Annotated in this window: 4 protein-coding genes; 3 read left to right on the top strand and 1 reads right to left on the bottom strand. The window is 42.4% G+C overall.

The annotated features are described in order from the left end of the window. Positions 1-193 precede the first annotated feature (193 nt). The gene (locus tag Q0X72_RS00120) at positions 194-1,879 is read right to left on the bottom strand and encodes a glutamine--tRNA ligase/YqeY domain fusion protein (protein ID WP_297760215.1); all 1,686 of its coding nucleotides are present in this window, start codon (positions 1,877-1,879) and stop codon (positions 194-196) included. Positions 1,880-2,112: 233 nt separating this feature from the next. Here Q0X72_RS00120 and Q0X72_RS00125 point away from each other — a divergent pair, with 233 nt between their 5' ends. Genes Q0X72_RS00125 through Q0X72_RS00135 form a run of 3 tightly spaced genes read left to right on the top strand, consistent with a single transcriptional unit; the run spans position 2,113 to position 19,856 of the window. Continuing rightward, a complete protein-coding gene (locus Q0X72_RS00125) occupies positions 2,113-4,368 on the top strand; it encodes a gliding motility-associated C-terminal domain-containing protein (protein ID WP_297760218.1) in 2,256 nt (751 codons plus the stop codon). 8 nt (positions 4,369-4,376) lie between these two features. Continuing rightward, positions 4,377-6,443, top strand: a complete 2,067-nt coding sequence (locus Q0X72_RS00130) for a type IX secretion system membrane protein PorP/SprF (protein WP_297760221.1) — start codon at positions 4,377-4,379, stop codon at positions 6,441-6,443. After that, positions 6,444-19,856, top strand: coding sequence for a T9SS type B sorting domain-containing protein (locus Q0X72_RS00135; RefSeq protein ID WP_297760224.1), 13,413 nt, complete (start codon positions 6,444-6,446; stop codon positions 19,854-19,856). Positions 19,857-19,859: the final 3 nt, after the last annotated feature.

The following is a 19,859-nucleotide window of genomic DNA, read 5'->3' on the forward strand; positions in this document are numbered from 1 at the left end:
AACTTCAGGTTTTTTAATTTTGTATTTCAAAGAAATTAGAAAAGTGATTTTAAATACTCCTAATGGAGATTTTGATTGATAACCCAGACTTTCCCCTTGTCTTTTTTTATAAATGACTCAGAATAGCTCTAATTGATCCATTTTTAATTTAATATACTTATTGTTATAAATATATTTATAGATAGAATCTATCTTATGCTTTTTCCTGAATTTTGGCCCAGGTATCTCTTAAAGGGACGGTTCTGTTAAAAACTAACTTTCCCGGACTGGAATCAACATCTATGTTGAAATATCCCAATCGCTGGAATTGAAAATGGTCTTCAACCTGAGCCTCTTTTAAACTTGGTTCCGCAAAGGCGGTAATTACTCGCAGCGAATCTGGGTTTACAAAATCCATAAATTCTTTATCCTTGTGAGAATCCGGTGCTTCGTCCGTAAATAGTCTGTCATACAATCTAACCTCTACAGGAATAGCATGTGGAACAGAAACCCAGTGCAAGGTACCTTTTACTTTTCGCAAACTTTCTTCCGTGCCACTTCCGCTCTTGCTTTTTGGATCATAGGTACATTGTATCTCCGTTATATTCCCATCCTTATCTTTCGTACAACTTTCTGCTTTTATGATATACCCATTTTTAAGTCGCACTTCCCCGCCCAATTTTAAACGGAAGAATTTACGGTTGGCTTCTTCCTTAAAATCCTCTTGCTCTATATAAAGTTCTCTGGAGAAAGGAACCTCTCTATCTCCTGCCGATTCATCCTCTGGGTTATTTTCTGCTTTCAACCATTCGGTATTTTCTTTTGGATAGTTGGCTATCACTACTTTCACGGGGTTTAAGACCGCCATAACTCTGGGTGCAATTTTATTCAAGTGCTCTCTTACATGAAACTCAAGTAAAGAAACATCTACTAAATTTTCCCTTTTGGCTATCCCTATGGTATCTGCAAAATTTCTTATAGATTCTGCGGTATACCCCCTTCTTCTTAGCCCCGATATTGTGGGCATTCTTGGATCGTCCCAACCCTTCACAACATTTTGTTCTACCAACTGTAGAAGCTTTCGTTTGCTCACAACCGTATGGCTTAAATTTCTTCTGGCAAATTCGCGTTGTTTGGGTCTTAATTTTTCTTTAGCAACCACCTGATCTAAAAACCAATCATATAATTCACGGTGAGGAGCAAATTCAAGGGTACACAAGGAATGTGACACTTGTTCAATATAGTCACTTTCACCGTGCGTCCAGTCGTACATTGGATAAATACACCAATCGGTATTTGTGCGATGGTGTGGCCTGTGCAGGATGCGATACATAATGGGGTCTCGCATTAGCATATTAGAGGCCGTCATATCTATTTTAGCCCTTAAAACATGACTTCCTTCTGCGTATTTGCCTTCTTTCATCCCCTCGAATAGTTGCAGATTCTCTTCGATGCTACGATCCCTAAACGGGCTATTTACACCAGGTTCTGTGGGAGTTCCCTTTTGTGACGCCATGTCTTCCGAAGACTGACTGTCTACATACGCTTTTCCATTCTTGATCAACTGTACGGCCCAATCGTACAATTGCTGAAAATAGTCTGAAGCATAGCATTCATTTTCCCAAACATATCCAAGCCATTCCACATCTCTTTTAATAGCATCTACAAACTCCTTTTCTTCTTTGATCGGATTGGTATCATCAAACCTCAGATTCACAGGGGAATTGTAACGCAATCCCAACCCAAAATTGAGGCAAATAGAACTTGCATGCCCAATGTGTAAATATCCGTTTGGTTCTGGTGGAAAACGGAAACGCAATTGTTCTTTTGGAAATCCGTTTGAGAGATCTTCCTCAACAATATGTTCTATAAAATTCAGCGCTTTTTTTTCTTCGCTCATTACCCGCTTTTTGAAGCTGCAAAGGTATGAAAAATGGGAGTATAAGGCCCATAAAAAAGCCTATCCATACAAATAGTACCATTTCACAACATATTTAAATGCACCTACAACATTAAATTCCTATGGCGGCATATATATGACATATTTGTTATAGAATACTAAATGGGATGAGAAAAAATGGCGGATTTAGATTGAGATGCCGCCACTGTAGTCCCCCAAAACTACACTCGCTTATGAAAACAAAATTATTTTGCATCGTACGATTTGTGATGCTACCGATCTTTCTACTAGGTCTTGGTAGTATGCATGCCCAAGTGCTAAATGCACCGGTGGCTGCTCCAAATCAAACGCCCCCTGCCGGGGCTACCCCATGGAACAGGGCTTGTGCCTCTGCTTCCTTTAACGATTACTGGGTGCAATTTACCTGGAATCCGCCTTTAGTGAATTCCGATAACGTATTTATCCTTGAATTGTCTGATGCTACAGGAGATTTTAGCAGCCCTGTTGAACTTGCAACAGATAATTCTAAGAATCTTGTTTTTGATTTCTATATGCAATTCACAGTTCCCATAGATACCAGGGGTGAAAACTACAGACTTCGTGTTCGTAGTACTAGTCCGGCTGTGATCGGGCCAGCTTCCGATCCATACCCTATGTACTACATTGGGGTAGACAGTGGACTTACCATAAGACCACAGGGTCAAGCCGATTTTGGTGATGGAACTGCTGAAGTATGTGATGGTAATTCCATTACACTTGAGGTTTATGGATTAGCCAATGCAGATACCTTTCAGTATAATTGGTACCGATCAGGAACGCCTCTTTCTGAAAAATCAGAATCCATTACCGTGTCTGCTTCAGGCATGTATAATGTGGAAATAGATTATGGCGCCTGTTCCGGTTCCGGAAATACACTCTCCAATATTATTGATGTAACCTCAGGCACAAGTCTGGGTGTCGCTATTAATCCCCCTGCTAAAACAGATCTGTGTAGTGGAGAGACCATGCCGCTGGAAGCCAACATCAACAATCCTAGTTTAACTTATACATGGTATCAGAATGGAGCGGTTATCCCGTCTTCTGATAATTACATTTATACTGTAGATGCTTCAAGTCCAGGATTTGAAGGTGACTATGAAGTAGAGATCTTTGGGCCAGGTGCCTGTTTAGAGCGTTCTGCCGCGGTGACCATCACCAATGCCGGAAACTTTACAGTTACCAGAGACAATGCAGCAAACATTGTATTGCTGCCAGGTCAAAATTCTACTTTAAGCGTCAGTACAGATGCCTCATCCCCAACCTATCAATGGTTTAAAGATGGTAGTCCGGTTGCGGGAGCTACCTCTGCCAGTCTAGTGGTAAACGACACTGAAACAGGTACTTATTTTGCAAGAGTTACTTTAAGTGGTGGTGTTTGTACTTCTACATCATTAGATTCTGAGAGCACGGTTGTTGTTACGCCCGCTTCTTTTGAACTGATTATAGACTATGCTACTTCTTATGTAGCTTGTGAGAATACCAGTATTGCCCTGGAGGTTACAACTATAAATGCTGTTGATGCCGGAGGAAACAAGACCGATGTCACCGGTGCAATACAAAATGATTTTGCATACCAATGGAAACTTAATGGCGCTAATGTAGCCGGAGCAAATAGCAGTTCTATCAGCTTAACGGATCCGACAGAAAATGGCACCTATACCTTAGATGGTACTCTTAGCACTTATTCAAGTACTTCCAACAATTTAACTGTTGAACTTTTGGTCAATGAGACCCTAACTATAAGCAGTACCGGTCTTGTAAGTTGTGGTCCTTCAGAACCAATCACAATTAGTACAACCACCAATCTGAGTGGAGAGACATTTACCTGGAACAGAAATGGAACAGATCTTGGGGTTACAACCACCGATCTTACCGTGACTGAAGAAGGTATGTACCAATTGGTATTAATGAGAAACGGATGTCCATTGCCTTCTAATGAGATCGATATAAATCCTTTAGACGAAAACCTAATTACGCTAGATCCTGCAGCTGATATTGTATTCCCGGAAGGCGGCTCAAGAACTGTATCTGCTTCGGGAGGAAGTAGTTATAGATGGTTAGACAGCAACAATGTTGAGATGAGCACAGGCTCTTCAATGACTTTTACGGAAGAGGGAGATTTTGTTCTGATCGCTACTATTGGGAATTGCCAGATCATTAGAAATATAAATGTGACTTACCTAGACACCTTTAAAGTGCCTAATGTGATCACTGTGAATGGTGATGGGATAAATGATCAATGGATCATTCCAAATTCCTATTCCTACAAAGCAGACGTTAATGTCATTATTTACAATGAAAAAGGTAAAGAGATCATAAACGAATTTAATTATCAGAATAACTGGCCTTCATCTTCTGCCGCGTTTACAAAGCAGAACATGGTGTTCTTTTATAAAATTAGAAATGCATCGGAGGTCCTAAAACAAGGCACCATAACCGTTATACGTTAACCAAACCAATGAAACCAAGAGTACTCCTTTTATTGTTGTTGTGTGTTACGGGATTCCTGAGCGTGAATGCTCAGGATGAGAATCCTTTTATCACCTATGACGTACCCTCTCAGAATCTGTTGAAATATAACAGGTTCCTGATCAATCCTACATTTTCAACGGTGCGGGAAGACAAGTCGTACGTCAACCTCTTACACCGAAATCAATCGGTAACTTTCGATGATAACAATCAAACTTATTTCCTTAGTTATAGCGGTAGAATGAACGACCGCACAGGCCTGGGTCTAAGTTTGTATACTCAACGCGAGGGTATTGTAAGCAATTATGGAATACTTGCCAACTACGCTTATGGAATAAAACTGAGTGATAAGAGTAATTTTACATTTGGCGCCAACCTATCTTACTATAATAGTGGATTTGATCAGAACAGGGCCAACCCAATAGAAAATGATCCTTTGCTAAATGGCTTCCAGGATGTATCGCTCATATCTTTCCAACCCGGATTTAACCTTTCTTATGGTAAATTCGATTTTGGTCTGTTTGCCGAAAACCTATTCGATTACAATTTAAAGACCAATGAATCTGTTTCAGATTTTAATGAAAAGACTTACTCTGGTCACTTACAATATACCCATCAGTTTGAAAATGCATCAGGGGTCATGGAAAATGCCCGACTAATGCCTCTTGCGCGAGCAAGAAAGGTAGGGCAGGACGAATTTGTGCTGGGTGGAAATCTTATTCTCGACCTTCCGAGACTTGGATGGGTTCAAGGTGGGTACGATAGCTTTTATGGAGCATCTGCGGGTATTGGTTTTAATCTTAACAAACGGGTTTCCATTGGCTATACCATGGAAAAAGGATTATCTAACACCTTCGATAATTTTGGGTTAACCCATGAGATCTCCTTTGCATATTCCTTTACACCTAACCTTACTGAAGACAGGGTAATGTTAGAAGATAGCGAAGAGGCTCTGGCTCAAAACGAGGAAGAAAAAGAAGCGCTTGAAGAGAACCTAAGTGATAAGGATGAAGAAATAGCTGAGCTGAAGCGTCGTCTTACTGAGAACGATGCCATTCTTGCCGAGTTAATGTACAGACAAGATTCTCTGGAAAACAACCGCCAAAAAGATCTTGAAGACAGGTTTGAACGCGTAATGCGAATGGTTCGTAATGAAACCAATGGAAAACGCCCCGATCTTGAGGAAAGAGCTAAAGAGGAGTATTTCCTAAACAATGACAAATCAGCCCTGGCACAACAAACTGTTGATCCAAAAGAATTCAACAAAAAACCTGTCAAGGATAGCAAACCCGAACCCGTTCTTCAAAAAGAACAGACCAGAGATGCTGTTGCACAAGTTAACACAAAACAAGAGAAAGCCAGACAGCCACAGGCTGCTTCGGGTGTTAAGAGTAGAAAATTCAGAGACCTTCAGGGAGTTGAGGATGGTTACTATGTGGTGGCAAATGTCTACAAGAATGAGCATTACCTTAATAAGTTCGTAGACGCCATGAATGATGAGGGCTTCCCTGCCGATTATATAGACAATCCGAGTAACGGACTTAAATATGTATATCTGAAAAGATACAATAGCTGGACAGAAGCCGAAGATGCCTATCGTACTAAACTGGGTGGGAATTATACGGGTGATCTATGGATCATGAATGTAGAGAATCGTTATAGAAATGACGCCTACGTTGCAAACACCAATAAGATCAAAGAAAAGTCGTCCAAATTTGGAACAGATGTGCTGCAGAAAAATGTAGTGGCACAAGATAATATTGCCAACAATGATACAGAAGAACCGGCATATGGTCGTTCTCAGGGAATAACAGATTACTATATCATTGCCAACGTTTTTGCCAATCCCAAGAATGCCACTCGGTTTGTAAAACTATTGAATTCCAGAGGATTAAGTGCTAGTTACTTTATAAATCCACAAAATAAATACCGATACGTATATATTAAGAAACACAATTCCTGGAACAACGCTTTGGTTTCTTACTACTCAAAAATAAACGACGCATATAATGACAAGATGTGGATCATGCGTGTCACCCCAAATCTAATAGCATAAATGAGACCTAACTTTACCCAAAAAATACTTGCGGCCTGTTTAGTCCTTTTTTCTTATATGGGCTTCTCACAAGAATTCAACACCTTTGATATTCGTTATCAGAATAACCTCAAGGGTGACCTTACTTTTATTGCCAACAATATTGTTAACCGCGATGGAGGGACAGGAAATACAGAACCAGAAGATCCTTATAATGCCACAGGAAACTCATCTACCTATAACGACTGGCTCAATCAGCAATATATAGATATAGATAGTGATCCCACTACTTTTAGTTCTAGTTCGGCAACATTTACCTTTCCAAATGCAAACTGTAACCTGATCAGGTATGCAGGCCTCTATTGGTCTGCCACCTATCCCAGCGAACAGGCAGGCCAGGCGTTAGGGACCAATCGCCAGAACGACTTTAACCAGGTGAAATTGATGGTGCCTGGTGGTGCCTATGTAGACGTAGTGGCCGATGAGGTATTATTCGATGGTTTTACCAGCGGAGATCCTTCGGTAACACAGAACAGTCCTTATGCCTGCTATGCAGATGTAACAGCTTTAATCACGCCTCTGGCAGACCCTTCCGGGGATTATACCATAGCCAATGTGCGCTCTGTGGTGGGATCTTTATCCCCCGGTGGAGGAGCCGCAGCAGGCTGGACATTAGTAATAGTTTATGAAAACCCTACACTTACCGGTAAATTAATTACCACCTTTGATGGTTTTGCCCGGGTGCGAAGTGCCAATCCTACTGTTGATATTAACTATACCGGTTTCAACACGATTCCTGTAGGTCCTGTAACTGCGAATATCGGTGCAGCAGCTTTAGAAGGTGATAATAGGATCACCGGAGATCAAATGAGGATCCGTGCTGCAAGTAACCCTGGGTTTACTACCATTAGCGATCCCGTAAATCCGTCCAATAATTTTTTCAATAGTAATATTACATTAAACGGTGTGGTCACCACTAATCGTAACCCCAATAGCATTAATACGTTGGGTTACGATACGGATATGTTCTTGTTAAGTAATCCAGCCAATTCTGTAATCCCAAATTCAGAAACGGCAGCTACAATCCGCTTCACTTCTAATGGAGATCAATACTACCCGTTTTTTAACTCCTTTAATATTGAGATCATTGAACCCAACATAGTCGTTGAAAAAAAGGTCGAAGATATTGCCGGGAATGACATTACCGGGATGGGGGTAAATCTTGGACAATTATTAGATTATGTGCTGTCTTTCCAAAATATTGGGAATGATGATGGAACTAATTATGTATTGCGCGATGTATTGCCGATAAACGTTACCGTTGATGAGTCTAATCTTGTCTTGCCCCCTGGGGTTACTTACGTTTACGATCCCGTTGCCAATGAAATATCATTTTCAATTCCCGACAATTTAATAGAAGAAGGAGACCCTCAATATTCTATAAGACTTCGGGTACAAGTGGCTGAAAATTGTTTCGATTTTGTGGATGCCTGTACCGATCTTATTGCTAACCAGGCCTTTTCTACTTATCAGGGTGTCATCAATAACAACTTGATTACGGATGACCCTAGTGTCTCCGATTTTGACAATTGTGGTTTTGTAACGCCCGGGGCAACCAACTTTTTATTGGATGACCTAGAAAGTTGCGATTACAGCAGAACGGTTCAAATATGTGGGGATGACGTATTGCTAGATGCCGGGGATAATTTTGATTCCTATGTTTGGTATAAGGATGAAAATGAAGACGGCTTAATTGATGCGGGAGATACCCTCATTGATGATGGAGATCCGGACAACGATCCCAGCACGCAGTTAGTTACCGAAGTTGGTGTCTATATCGTAGATAAAATAGTTGCTGATCCTTGTAAAGGATTCCAGGAAATTATAACTGTTGAATATTTTGGCGCCACTCAAACCAACCCTATTACCGCGTTAATCAACGACCCTAACAATACGGTTGAGGGCGAAGTTGTTGTTTGTCCAAATGACGGAGAAGAGTTACCGAAAGTTTTTTTATGTGGATTAAACGATACCGAGCCTATTACTATCAATATTCCCGATGCAGATACCATTACCTGGGAACAATTAGATACGGCCAGTTGCGCATCTGCAGGTGCGGATTGTGCGAATAAGAATTCTGGATGTACCTGGAATACCGTAGGTACAGGAAGCACATATGTGGCTTCCGATCCTGGTGAATTCAGGGTAGTTATTGGGTATCAGAATGGATGTTTTACAAGGTTCTATTTTAATATTTTCAAAAATCCGCTGGATCCTCAATTTAACAGCAGGGACCTAATCTGTGCAACCCCGGGAAATATTACAGTTACTAATATGCCTGCTGATTATGAGTATCAGCTTTTAGATGCTACAAATGGGAATATCCTGGTGCCTTTTAGTGCTAATAACGGACCAAGTTTTACGATAGGAAGCAATGGAGCCTATACCGTAGAAATGCAACAACAAGGTGTTGTAGGTGGGTGTATTTTCCGACTTGAAAATATTGGTATTCTAACTCGTGATTTCCAGGTAGATATTGCCACCAAGGATACTGATTGTACCGGCTTGGGGGAGATCTCGATCTCTGTCCTGGACGTAGAGCCACAATACTATTATGAAATTCAACAAGGTGGTACCACTATTGACACCTTCGGTCCCAGTGCTGACAATAATTACACTTTTGAAAACTTAAATGACGGCACTTATGATGTCCTCGTCACCACAGATGATAGTTGTTCCTATACGGAACAGGTAGTGATCAATGATTTATCGGATCTAGAATTAGAAGCTGTAATATCTCAGCATATATCTTGTAAAGAGGGAAACATACAGATGAATTCTTCAGGAGGAAGAACGCCTCACATCTATGCAATCTGGTCTTATGTGGATGAAGGTGGAAATACCATAATCTCATATCCAACAGTGGGTGATATTCCACCTTCAGAATATCAGACAAGTGTTATTTTTGATATACTAGATCCGGGTGATTATACTTTTGTAGTTGTAGATAAAAACAACTGTGCTGCCATTTCGAATACAGTAACTATTGTATTGGTGCCTTCCATACAATATGATCCAACAACTGTAATCGATGAAACATGTTTTGGGGCTGCAGATGGTTCCATCTCCTGGAATTTAACCAATACCAACGGTTATCAACTAACCTTCTATTTACTTGATGAAAATGGGGTCGAAATTACCAATAATGCTTCAGGAGTATTTACCGGCCTTGCACAGGGAGACTATACCGTACGGCTAAATCAACGTAAGGGTGGTGCTTCATGTGATTTCTTTGAAGATTATACCATATCTGGACCCACAAATGGGATTACTTCTTCTGCGGTTCTTATCCAGCCCTATACTTGTACACAATTTGGGATAATTGAAGCCCAGGGAACAACCGGAAGCATGCCGCCTTATGAATACAGTATTGATGGGGTGAATTTTGTTTCGGGTGCAGGAGCAGAGACTTTTAGCGGCCTAACCGATGGAACCTATACTATTACCGTTCGGGATGCCAATGGATGTACCCTGGTAACCAATACCGTAACAATTGATCCTCTCAATGCTCCAACTGATCTTACATTTGCGGTTACAGATCCAAACTGCCCTGCATTAACCTCGGATGTGACTGTTTCAGTAGTTGGAGGCACAACGCCTATTGTTTATGAAATAATAGCACCTGTTGTAGTTAATAATGGCAACAATAATGTTTTTACCGGATTAACACCAGACACCTACACATTTAGAGTTACAGACGCTAATAATTGTACTTATCAGGAAAACCTTACTATCTCGCCAGTTGTCCCTATTCAGGTTGCCGGTAATTTAGTAAGTAATGTTTCCTGTATTGGTGGTAACGATGGAGCTGTAGATTTCAGCGTGAACGGATTTAACACCACTTATGAATATACTATAAATGGTGGAGCTCCCGTAACGGGCCAGTCGGCTGCAACCATAAACCTAACAGGCTTAGCGGCAGGAGATTATACCATCGTGGTTACAGATGAGGTCACTAATTGTACAGACACAGACACTGTAACAGTAAGTGAGCCTTTAACGCCCTTGGCATTTACCTTTGTTACAACACCACTAACTTGTTCGTCAGACGCTTCTGTAACGATTACCGCAGCTGGTGGATGGGGAAGTTATTCGTATGAGCTAGAACAACCAGACCTTTCTGTTGTAGGCCCTCAGGGAAGCAATGTTTTCTCTGGTCTTACTCAAACAGGAAACTATACAATAACCACAACAGATTCTGGAGGCTGTTCGGTAACGGATACGTTTACCATTACTTCTCCGGGAAATCCAACATTAAACTTGGATCCTGCCACCGACCTTTGTTATGATCCTGCAACCGGTGTTACTTTGAACGCCAATGTCGTTGGTGGTGTAGCTCCTTATTCGTATAGCCTTAACGGAGGTGCCAACCAAAGTTCCAACGTATTCGGCAACCTTACTCCCGGTGCTTATACAGTAGTGGTTACGGATTCTTATGGGTGTACTGCCACATCGAATACTGTCACTATAGAACCTCAGCTTACAGCTACAGGTATTTTAACTAAAGAATTAGATTGTACTGTTTCTCCGGATGCCGTAATAGACATTACGATCAATGGGGGGTATGCACCTTTTTCATACCAGGTAAATGGGGGTGGCAGCAATGCTGTAGTTGGCAATACTTTTACATACACAACTGCCGTTGATGGTTCGTTTACGTTCCTGATCACAGATGATGAAGGATGTACGGCCCAAACCGCTATTGTTGTGGACCCAATAACGAACCCTGTTGCTACCCACAATTTTACAGATCCAACATGTGATGGCAATTCGGATGGTTCTGTTGAGATCCTGATAGATCCTAGCTTTGGAACTGCGCCTTATCAGGTCGATTTTGACAGTGCGGGATTATCGAATCAAACTGTGTATACCAACCTTGCTGCCGGCACTTATAATTATATTGTTCAAGACAGTAAAGAATGTACATATTCTGGTAGCGTAACCCTTACGAACCCAAACCCCATTAACGCCGATGCTGTGGTAACACAGGTTTATACCTGTTTACAAACGGCAACTATTGAGGCTCAAAATGTAACTGGCGGAACTCCGGGGTATACCTATAGTATTAACGGCATTACTTTTGGCGCTTCCAATACATTTACCGGTTTAACAGACGGATCCTATACAATTACAGTAATGGACAGCAATGGCTGTACCTTTGTAACTGCGAATGCGGTAGTTCCACCATTAGACCCGCCAACCGATATCTCCTTTGTAGCCACGCCTGCAAATTGTCCTGCAGAAACTTCAGATGTTACCCTTACGGTAACTGATGGAATAGGGGCTATTACCTATGAGATCATTGCTCCGGCCGCCGTGAATAACGGAGCCAGCAATGTATTTACAGGGCTTGCACCAGATACCTACACTTTCAGGGTAACCGATAGTTACGGATGTACCTATGATGAAAATTTTACGCTAAATCCTGTTGTTAAAGTTCAGGTTGCGGGAGTTTTGGTAAACAACGCCTCCTGTGTTGGAGCTGCAGACGGGGCCATAGATTTTGCTGTTAGTGATTTTTCAGCCACCTATGCATATTCCGTAAATGGTGGCGCCTCGGTAGTAGGACAGTCTGCTGCAACGATAAACCTAACAGGCTTGGTCGCCGGAAACTATACAATTGTAGTCACTGATGAAACCACTAATTGCACAGATACCGATACTATTACGGTAAGTGAGCCCGCAGTAGCGTTGGCCTTTACTTTTGTTGTGTCTCCATTGACATGTACTACGGATGCCAGTGTTACGATCACTGCTACCGATGGTTGGGGCGGCTACACTTATCAGATTGAAGAGCCAGATACCAATATTCTTGGGCCACAAGCCTTAAGTACATTCTTTGGCCTAAATCAGCTGGGAACATATATCATAAGCGTTACAGATTCGGGCGGATGTACCGTTACCGATACCTTCGATATTGTTACACCGGCCAATCCGGTTGCCAGTATTGATGCTACCTCAGATTTGTGTTATTCCTCTACAAGCCTTGCCACTATTGTGGTAGGAGCGGCTGGAGGACAAGCACCTTATTTTTATAGCATCAATGGCGGGCCAACACAAACATCGAATACTTTTTCTGATCTGATCCCGGGTAATTATACCTTCACTGTTTTAGATTCTTACGGGTGTAGCGATGATGTAACATTCACTATTGCGCCAGAATTAACATCGAACGCTGTTCTAGACAAGGATCTGGATTGTAGTGGGTCACCTGACGCAGAAATTGACCTTATAGTTGGTCCCGGCTATGCCCCATTTACATATGAAATAGATATAAATAGTGCGGGATATGTTGCCTATGGAGGCGGTTTTCCCTATACCACTTCCACAGCCGGAACTTATCAATTCCGTGTTACAGATAACCAGGGTTGTGTATCAGAATCGAATATAGTTACCGTAACCCCGGCGGTAAATCCTGTGGCAACAGCCACTGCAACAGACCCAACATGTAACGGGGATGCTAATGGGATAGTAGAAATAAATGTAGATCCTAATTTTGGTTTTGCACCCTATATGATCAGTTTTGATGGATCGCCATTAACCGCCCAAACCGTTTACACAAGCTTAGTCGCAGGCACTTATAATTATATAGTACAGGATGCCAAGGGTTGTACATATGCAGATTCTGTAATACTTACGGACCCCGCTTTGTTCGATGCAAATGTAGTACCTACCGATGTTTCCTGTGGCGGACCAGGAATAGGTGATGTTCTTGGTAAAATAGACATCAATATCACTAGTGGTGGGGTATCTAATTTTACATATACCCTATATGACAATTTAAACAATATTGTACCCACTACAGGGCCCAACCCTATTGTAAATACGGCAGCAACTTCGGTCACTTTTGATGGCTTAGATTTTGGAGACTATTACGTTCGTATCATTGATGCCAATGGTTGTGAATACTATGAAAATCCTGTAAGGGTAAGGGCCAATCCATTTTTAAGTCTAAATGCGGCTACTGCCATTGTAGATTGCCCTACAGGAGGTACCGTTGAACTATCTGCCGATGGTGGTTCTGGTGATTATACATTTACAATTTATGGAACAGCAATAGGCCCAACAACTGAAGTGCCGGGGGGTCCATTAGAAGAAATAGCCACTTTTACAGGGCTAAATGCAGGTCAAACCTATATTTTCTTGGCCGTTGATAACGTAAGTGGGTGTTCCAGTTATGTGGAGGAGACCATCCCAACACTTTCCGCTATCGATGTGGTTCCGACGCCCACGGTGGTTGACGTTAGTTGTTTTGGGGATACCAATGGCTCCATAACCTTTCAGGTTGAAGGGTACGACCCTAGTGTTACAATTATAAATTATAGCGTGTTGGAGTCCTTAACCAACAATCCGCTTGGGGCGCCTTACACAGGATCAGTTGTTGCAGCAGCCGGACCTGGTCCAACGCCAGTGATAGCTATCAATAATATACCTCCGGGAGATTATGTGTTGTTCTTTGAGGAGAACACGGCGCCTTTCTGTTCTAATGCCTATGCTTTTAGAATTCTTGAGCCTACACCAATAAGTCTATCTCTTATAGATAATAACAACGCCAATTGTAATGAGGATGCTCAGGTAACTGTACTGGCCAGTGGCGGAACAGGACCATATACCTACGCTTTTGTTCAGGATGGAGCAGCCCCCCTTGCCGGAGATTTTGTGGCCAGTAATTATGCCGAATTAGATCCTGCAGTAAATACAGACTGGGATGTGTACGCCCAGGATGCAAATGGATGTGTTTCTCCACTACTTGATGTAGCTATTGTCGCCGATCCAGAACCAGTTATTTCAGCAGCAGTGCTTAATCAATGTTCTGCGCCAGAAGGTGGATTTATTATCCGGGTTACCCTGGATGTGGCAGGTATTAATCCACATAACATAAGTGTAAATGGCGGCGCTTACCAGTCTACAACCTTAACCAATGCCACAGATTTTATAGATTTTTCCGGACTAAATTCAGGGACCTATACTTTTGAGGTAAAGGATTCTAACAATTGTGGTAATTCTGTTTCAGTAGATATTTATCCACCAGCATCTCTTACTGCAGAAGCACAGGTGCAGCCTAATTGTTTTGCCAATGATGGTCAAATATTACTTACCCCATATGGCGGATCTGGAGTATATACTTATGAATTATTCCTTGGGGCTGTTAGTCAGGGAGGGCCACAGGCCGCGCCTCTATTTATAAATCTTGCGCCGGGATTATATACAGCATATGTTTACGACGGCCTTGTTGCGGGATGTGGGGCTTCGGTAAATATAGAACTAGAAGTGCCCGCATTAGTGTCGTTCACAACCACTCAAACCAATGTTTCCTGTTCAGGAGGCAATGATGGTACTGTGACGGCTATTCTGGATCCCGGAATGAACAATCCGCCATATGTATATGAATTATATGACAGTACCGGCCTTATTTTACAGGCGGGTCCACAATCAAATAACACCTTCACTGGCCTGGCTGCAGGAGACTATGAAGTATTGACAAGATCTGCGCGTCTTTGTGAGGCCCGTGTACCTATTACCATCACAGAACCACTTCCTGTTGATGTAACGGCAACGGCAACTGACTTTGCCTGTGATGCGAGTAATGCGCCTACCCAGGCTGTTATTACTGCCATTGGAACAGACGGTACCGCGCCATATACCTATAGTATTGATGGGGTAAACTTCTTTAGCACAAACACCTTTATTATAAATGATACAGGGGTTGTACAAAATATAACCGTAACCATTAAAGATAACTTTGGCTGTACCGATACGGATATGGTTACAATTAATCCATTGCCTACGATAACAGATGTTTCGGCATCTCAAATCACAGCCATTACCTGTGTCAATGATGAAACCGTACGAGTTACAGTAACCGGAGGTTCAGGAGATTTTGATTTTGATCTTCTTCCTTTGGGTACAGCTCCTACAGTTTCTCCCGGTGCTGGCATATTTACAGCAGATTTTGACATAGCTGCTCCTGGTGACTATACGTTTAGGGTTACAGATAATGTAACGGGTTGTTACTTTACTTCTGCACCTTATCCCATTGCGCCGTATGATCTTATTGAAGCAATCGCCACAGCCTTAACGCCTGTAACCTGTTTTGGGGATGCGGATGGTGAACTTTCTCTACAGGTAAACAACTACCTGGGGAATTATACCTATCAGGTGTTTGATGATACCGCTACTCCAATCACTGGTGTTATTGGTACGGATACTTCTGTTAACCCAATAACAATCACTGGTCTGCCAGCAGGGAATCTATACGTGGAAGTGATCGCTACAGATACCCCTTTCTGTGATGATCTCACCAATACGATCACCATTGGTTCACCAGCTGCACCTGTCGCCCTTGTCGTAACAAGTAATATCAATGCAAATTGTAATATTGGTGCGCAGGTAACAGTACAGGGATCTGGTGGAACACCAGGCTATATGTATGCCTTTATGCCTACCGGAAATATTCCTGTTCCCGCAGATTATTCAGCTAGTGCGAGTGCCGTTCTTGCGCCTGCAACCTATCCTGCAGATTATGACATCTATATTCAGGATGCGAATCTCTGTTCAACCTTTATCACCCTTACGGTAAATGAAGATCCGCTACCTACGATAACTGCTCCTGCCTATGCTGTAGATCAGTGTACTTCTAATGGTACGTCTTACAGCTTTACAGTTGTGGGTACTGGGATAGCACCTCTTCAGTATAGTGTTGGTGCAGGGTATCAAACTAGCTCAACCTTAACAGTATCTGCACCGGGCACCTATACGGTTACCGTAAGGGATGCCAATGGTTGTACTGCAACAGATACGATCACAATTTTACCTCCTTTAAGCCTTACTCCAGATGTGGATTTGCAGCCTTCGTGCGCGCTTAATGACGGAGAGATTACCATTGCCGCTACCGGTGGATCAGGTGGCTATGAATACGACCTGTTAGATGGTGGTGGCGTTAGTGTTATCGGTGGTGTTCCCCAGGCTTCCAATACCTTTACAGGTTTGGCCCCGGATACGTATACAGCTATTGTTTATGATACAGGAGGAAGCGGTTGTAGTGCCCAGGCTTCCATTACGCTGGAAATACCAACTCCTGTTGTCTTCACCTATTCAAAAGAAGATGTTTCCTGTTTTGGCGGAAGTGATGGTTCCATTAATGTTGTTCTAGCTCCATCGAATGATAACCCTCCTTATACATACACCCTGGATGATGGTACGAATCCTCCCGTGGTTCAGAGCAGTCCTATATTTAGCGGATTGCCTGCGGGATCTTACGATATAACAGTTACTTCAGACCGTGCTTGTGTTGATACTCAAACTGTAGTTATCGATGAGCCAATTATACTAGATGTAACAGCTTCTGCGACCAGTTTTGCCTGTAACCCGAATAATACAGTTGCACAGGCCGTTATCACGGCAGTAGCCACAAATGGTACAGCGCCATACTTATACAGCATAAATGGTGTGAATTTCTTCTCCTCCAATACGTTTAGCATTAACGATACCGGAGTTGTTCAGAATATTACAGTAACCGTTAGAGATGATAATGGGTGTACAGATACAGCTCTAGTAACTATAGATCCTATCAATGTATTTACCGCATCCGTATCGCAAATAACGGCTATTTCATGCGTTAACCCGGAACAAGTACTTGTTACTGTGGCAGATGATGGTAATCCTGCCAATGTGTATACCTTCGACTTGTTGCCTCTTGGTAATCCTGATGGTATACTTACGGCAACACCAACCAATACTACAGCAGAATATGATCTTTCTGCCGTAGGTACCTATGTATTCAGAATTACGGACACTGCAACCGGTTGTTATACAGATACGGCGCCCTATGAGATACTTCCTTATGATCTAATTGATGTTGTGGCTACAGCTACGGCTCCTGTTGTTTGCTTTGGCGACTCAAATGGTGCTTTGGAAATAGATGTGACCGGATACACCGGAACTTATTCTTACGAAGTATTTACGAGTGCTGCGGTTTCAACCGGCATCATAGGTGCTGGAGACACTGCGGTCAATCCATTGACCATCAACGGTCTCCCCGCAGGGAACTATTTTGTTCGTATTACGGAAACGGCATTCCCATTATGTGCTGAAGACAGCAATATTGTTACCATAGTGTCTCCTAGCTCACCGCTTATTGCTATAGTCAATGAAATTGCCAATGTTACCTGTACTAATGATCAGGGTGAGATCTTGGTAGATCCTTCTGGTGGCTATGCCCCATATGACATCGTATTGACCAATACAACCACGGCTCAGGTATATTCCGTTAGTGGAGTAAATAGCCAAAGCTTTACAGGGCTATCTGCGGGTAATTTCACAATAGATATTACAGATGCCGGTGGATGTGTCATTAACGATACACAAATCCTGGTACAACCTGTCCCAATTACGGCAGATATTACAGGCGCTCCACTTGTGCTGACTTGTTACGGAGACACCAATGCCTCCGTGTCTGCCATCAATGTAGTGGGCGGCCAGGGCGTATACCAGTATCAGCTTAATTATTATGATGCTTCTGGTGCCACAATCACTTTTACCAGTGGTGGGCAAACAACACCCGACTTTAATAATCTGGGTGCCGGAATCTATAGTATTACTGTTTCCGACGGATGGAATTGTGATGTGGAAACCGTACAGGTTACTATAACTGAGCCTTCAGATGTTGAAAGTTCCCTATTGCAAGCCAGCCAACTTACATGTACCAATGATGCGCAGATAACGCTTTCTGCCACAGGGGGTAACGGACCATATGAATACAGTACAGATAACGTGCTCTTCTCGCCAATGTCTGGTGGAAACACTCATACGTTTACCGTAATTGCCGGGGTATATCAATATTATGTGCGCGATTCTTTTGGTTGTGAGGCTAATATTTCAAATCAGGTTTCGATAGATCCTATACCGCCACTTACTATTGGCCTGGATCTTAGCGCTGCCGTAATAAACTGTACCGGAGAGGCAACGGCCACTATTATAGCTGAAGCTACAGGTGGACTAGGAAATTATTCGTATGAATTATTCTCAGACGCTGCCCTGACAAATCTTTTGGCCGGACCACAACCAGACGGAGAATTTAGCGGACTAATTGCCGGAAGTTATTATATAAGAGTAGTGAGTGGAGATTGTGTTGAAGTGACCAATGAAATTGTGATAACTGAGCCTCTCCCGCTTCAAATAGACAGACAAGAATTTACCAATGTTACTTGTGCTGGTGATGCAGATGGTACTATTACGGTAGAGGTTTCTGGTGGAACAGGAAACATCCTGTACGCCATTACGCCAAACCTTAACCAGTTCGATTCAGTTAACACTTTTGATGGGTTGGCTCCTGGTATCTATGATGTCATCGCGCAAGATGAAAATGGATGTTTTATTTCATTCCAGTTCACAATTACGGAGCCCGCTCCTGTGACAGCTACTTATGTAGCAGAACCGGAGATCTGTGCCGGAAGTGAAGATGGTACCATTACAGTAAGTATTGCCGGAGGTACTGCGCCTTACAGAACGGCTTTAAACACTACCGTAGACACAGCTTTTGTACAAGACCAGTTCTTCTATTCTGATCTGGCTGCAGGTACCTATGTGGTCTTTATCCGAGACGCACAAGATTGCGAGGCTAATGTCATTGTTGTAATTGAACCAGGTGTAAATTTAAACGGTGTCGTTGAGCCTGTATACGAATGTACCGCTGCTGTTCCGGATAATTACCTGAACATCACTATGGATGACCCAACGGTACTCGGATCTATCATGTATGCCCTGGATTCAACAGATCCTGCGGATATGCAACTAAATCCAGACTTTATCAATACAGCCCCGGGGTCTCATTATATAGCTATCTCCCATGCCAATGGATGTATTCAAACGATCGATTTTGAGATTGAGAATTTTGAGCCATTAACACTTGTGCTCGAACAGAACAATATCAATGAGATTACGGCAATTGCTGCCGGTGGCCTTGAGGATTACACCTTTATTTTTGATGGTGATAACAATGGAACCGATAATACTTATTATATCAACAGAACGGACACGTTTACGGTTCAGGTAATTGATGCGAACGGGTGTGTAGTTGAGGCCCAGATCTTTATGGAATTTATTGATATAGAAATTCCGAATTTCTTTACACCTGATGGAGACGGAATGAATGACACCTGGGTCCCTAGAAATATGGAGGGATTCCCTGAAATACTAATAAAAATATTTGACCGTTATGGTAGAGAGATTACTGTCATGTCTGTCAATCATACCGGATGGGATGGAATGTACCAGGGTAGCATGCTTCCAACGGGAGACTATTGGTATGTAATACAGCTTAACGGCGAGAGAGATGAAAGAGAATTTGTAGGGCATTTTACACTCTACAGATAAGAG

It is taken from the genome of uncultured Muriicola sp., from assembly GCF_947258935.1.
In the GTDB taxonomy this organism is placed as follows: Bacteria; Bacteroidota; Bacteroidia; order Flavobacteriales; family Flavobacteriaceae; genus Muriicola.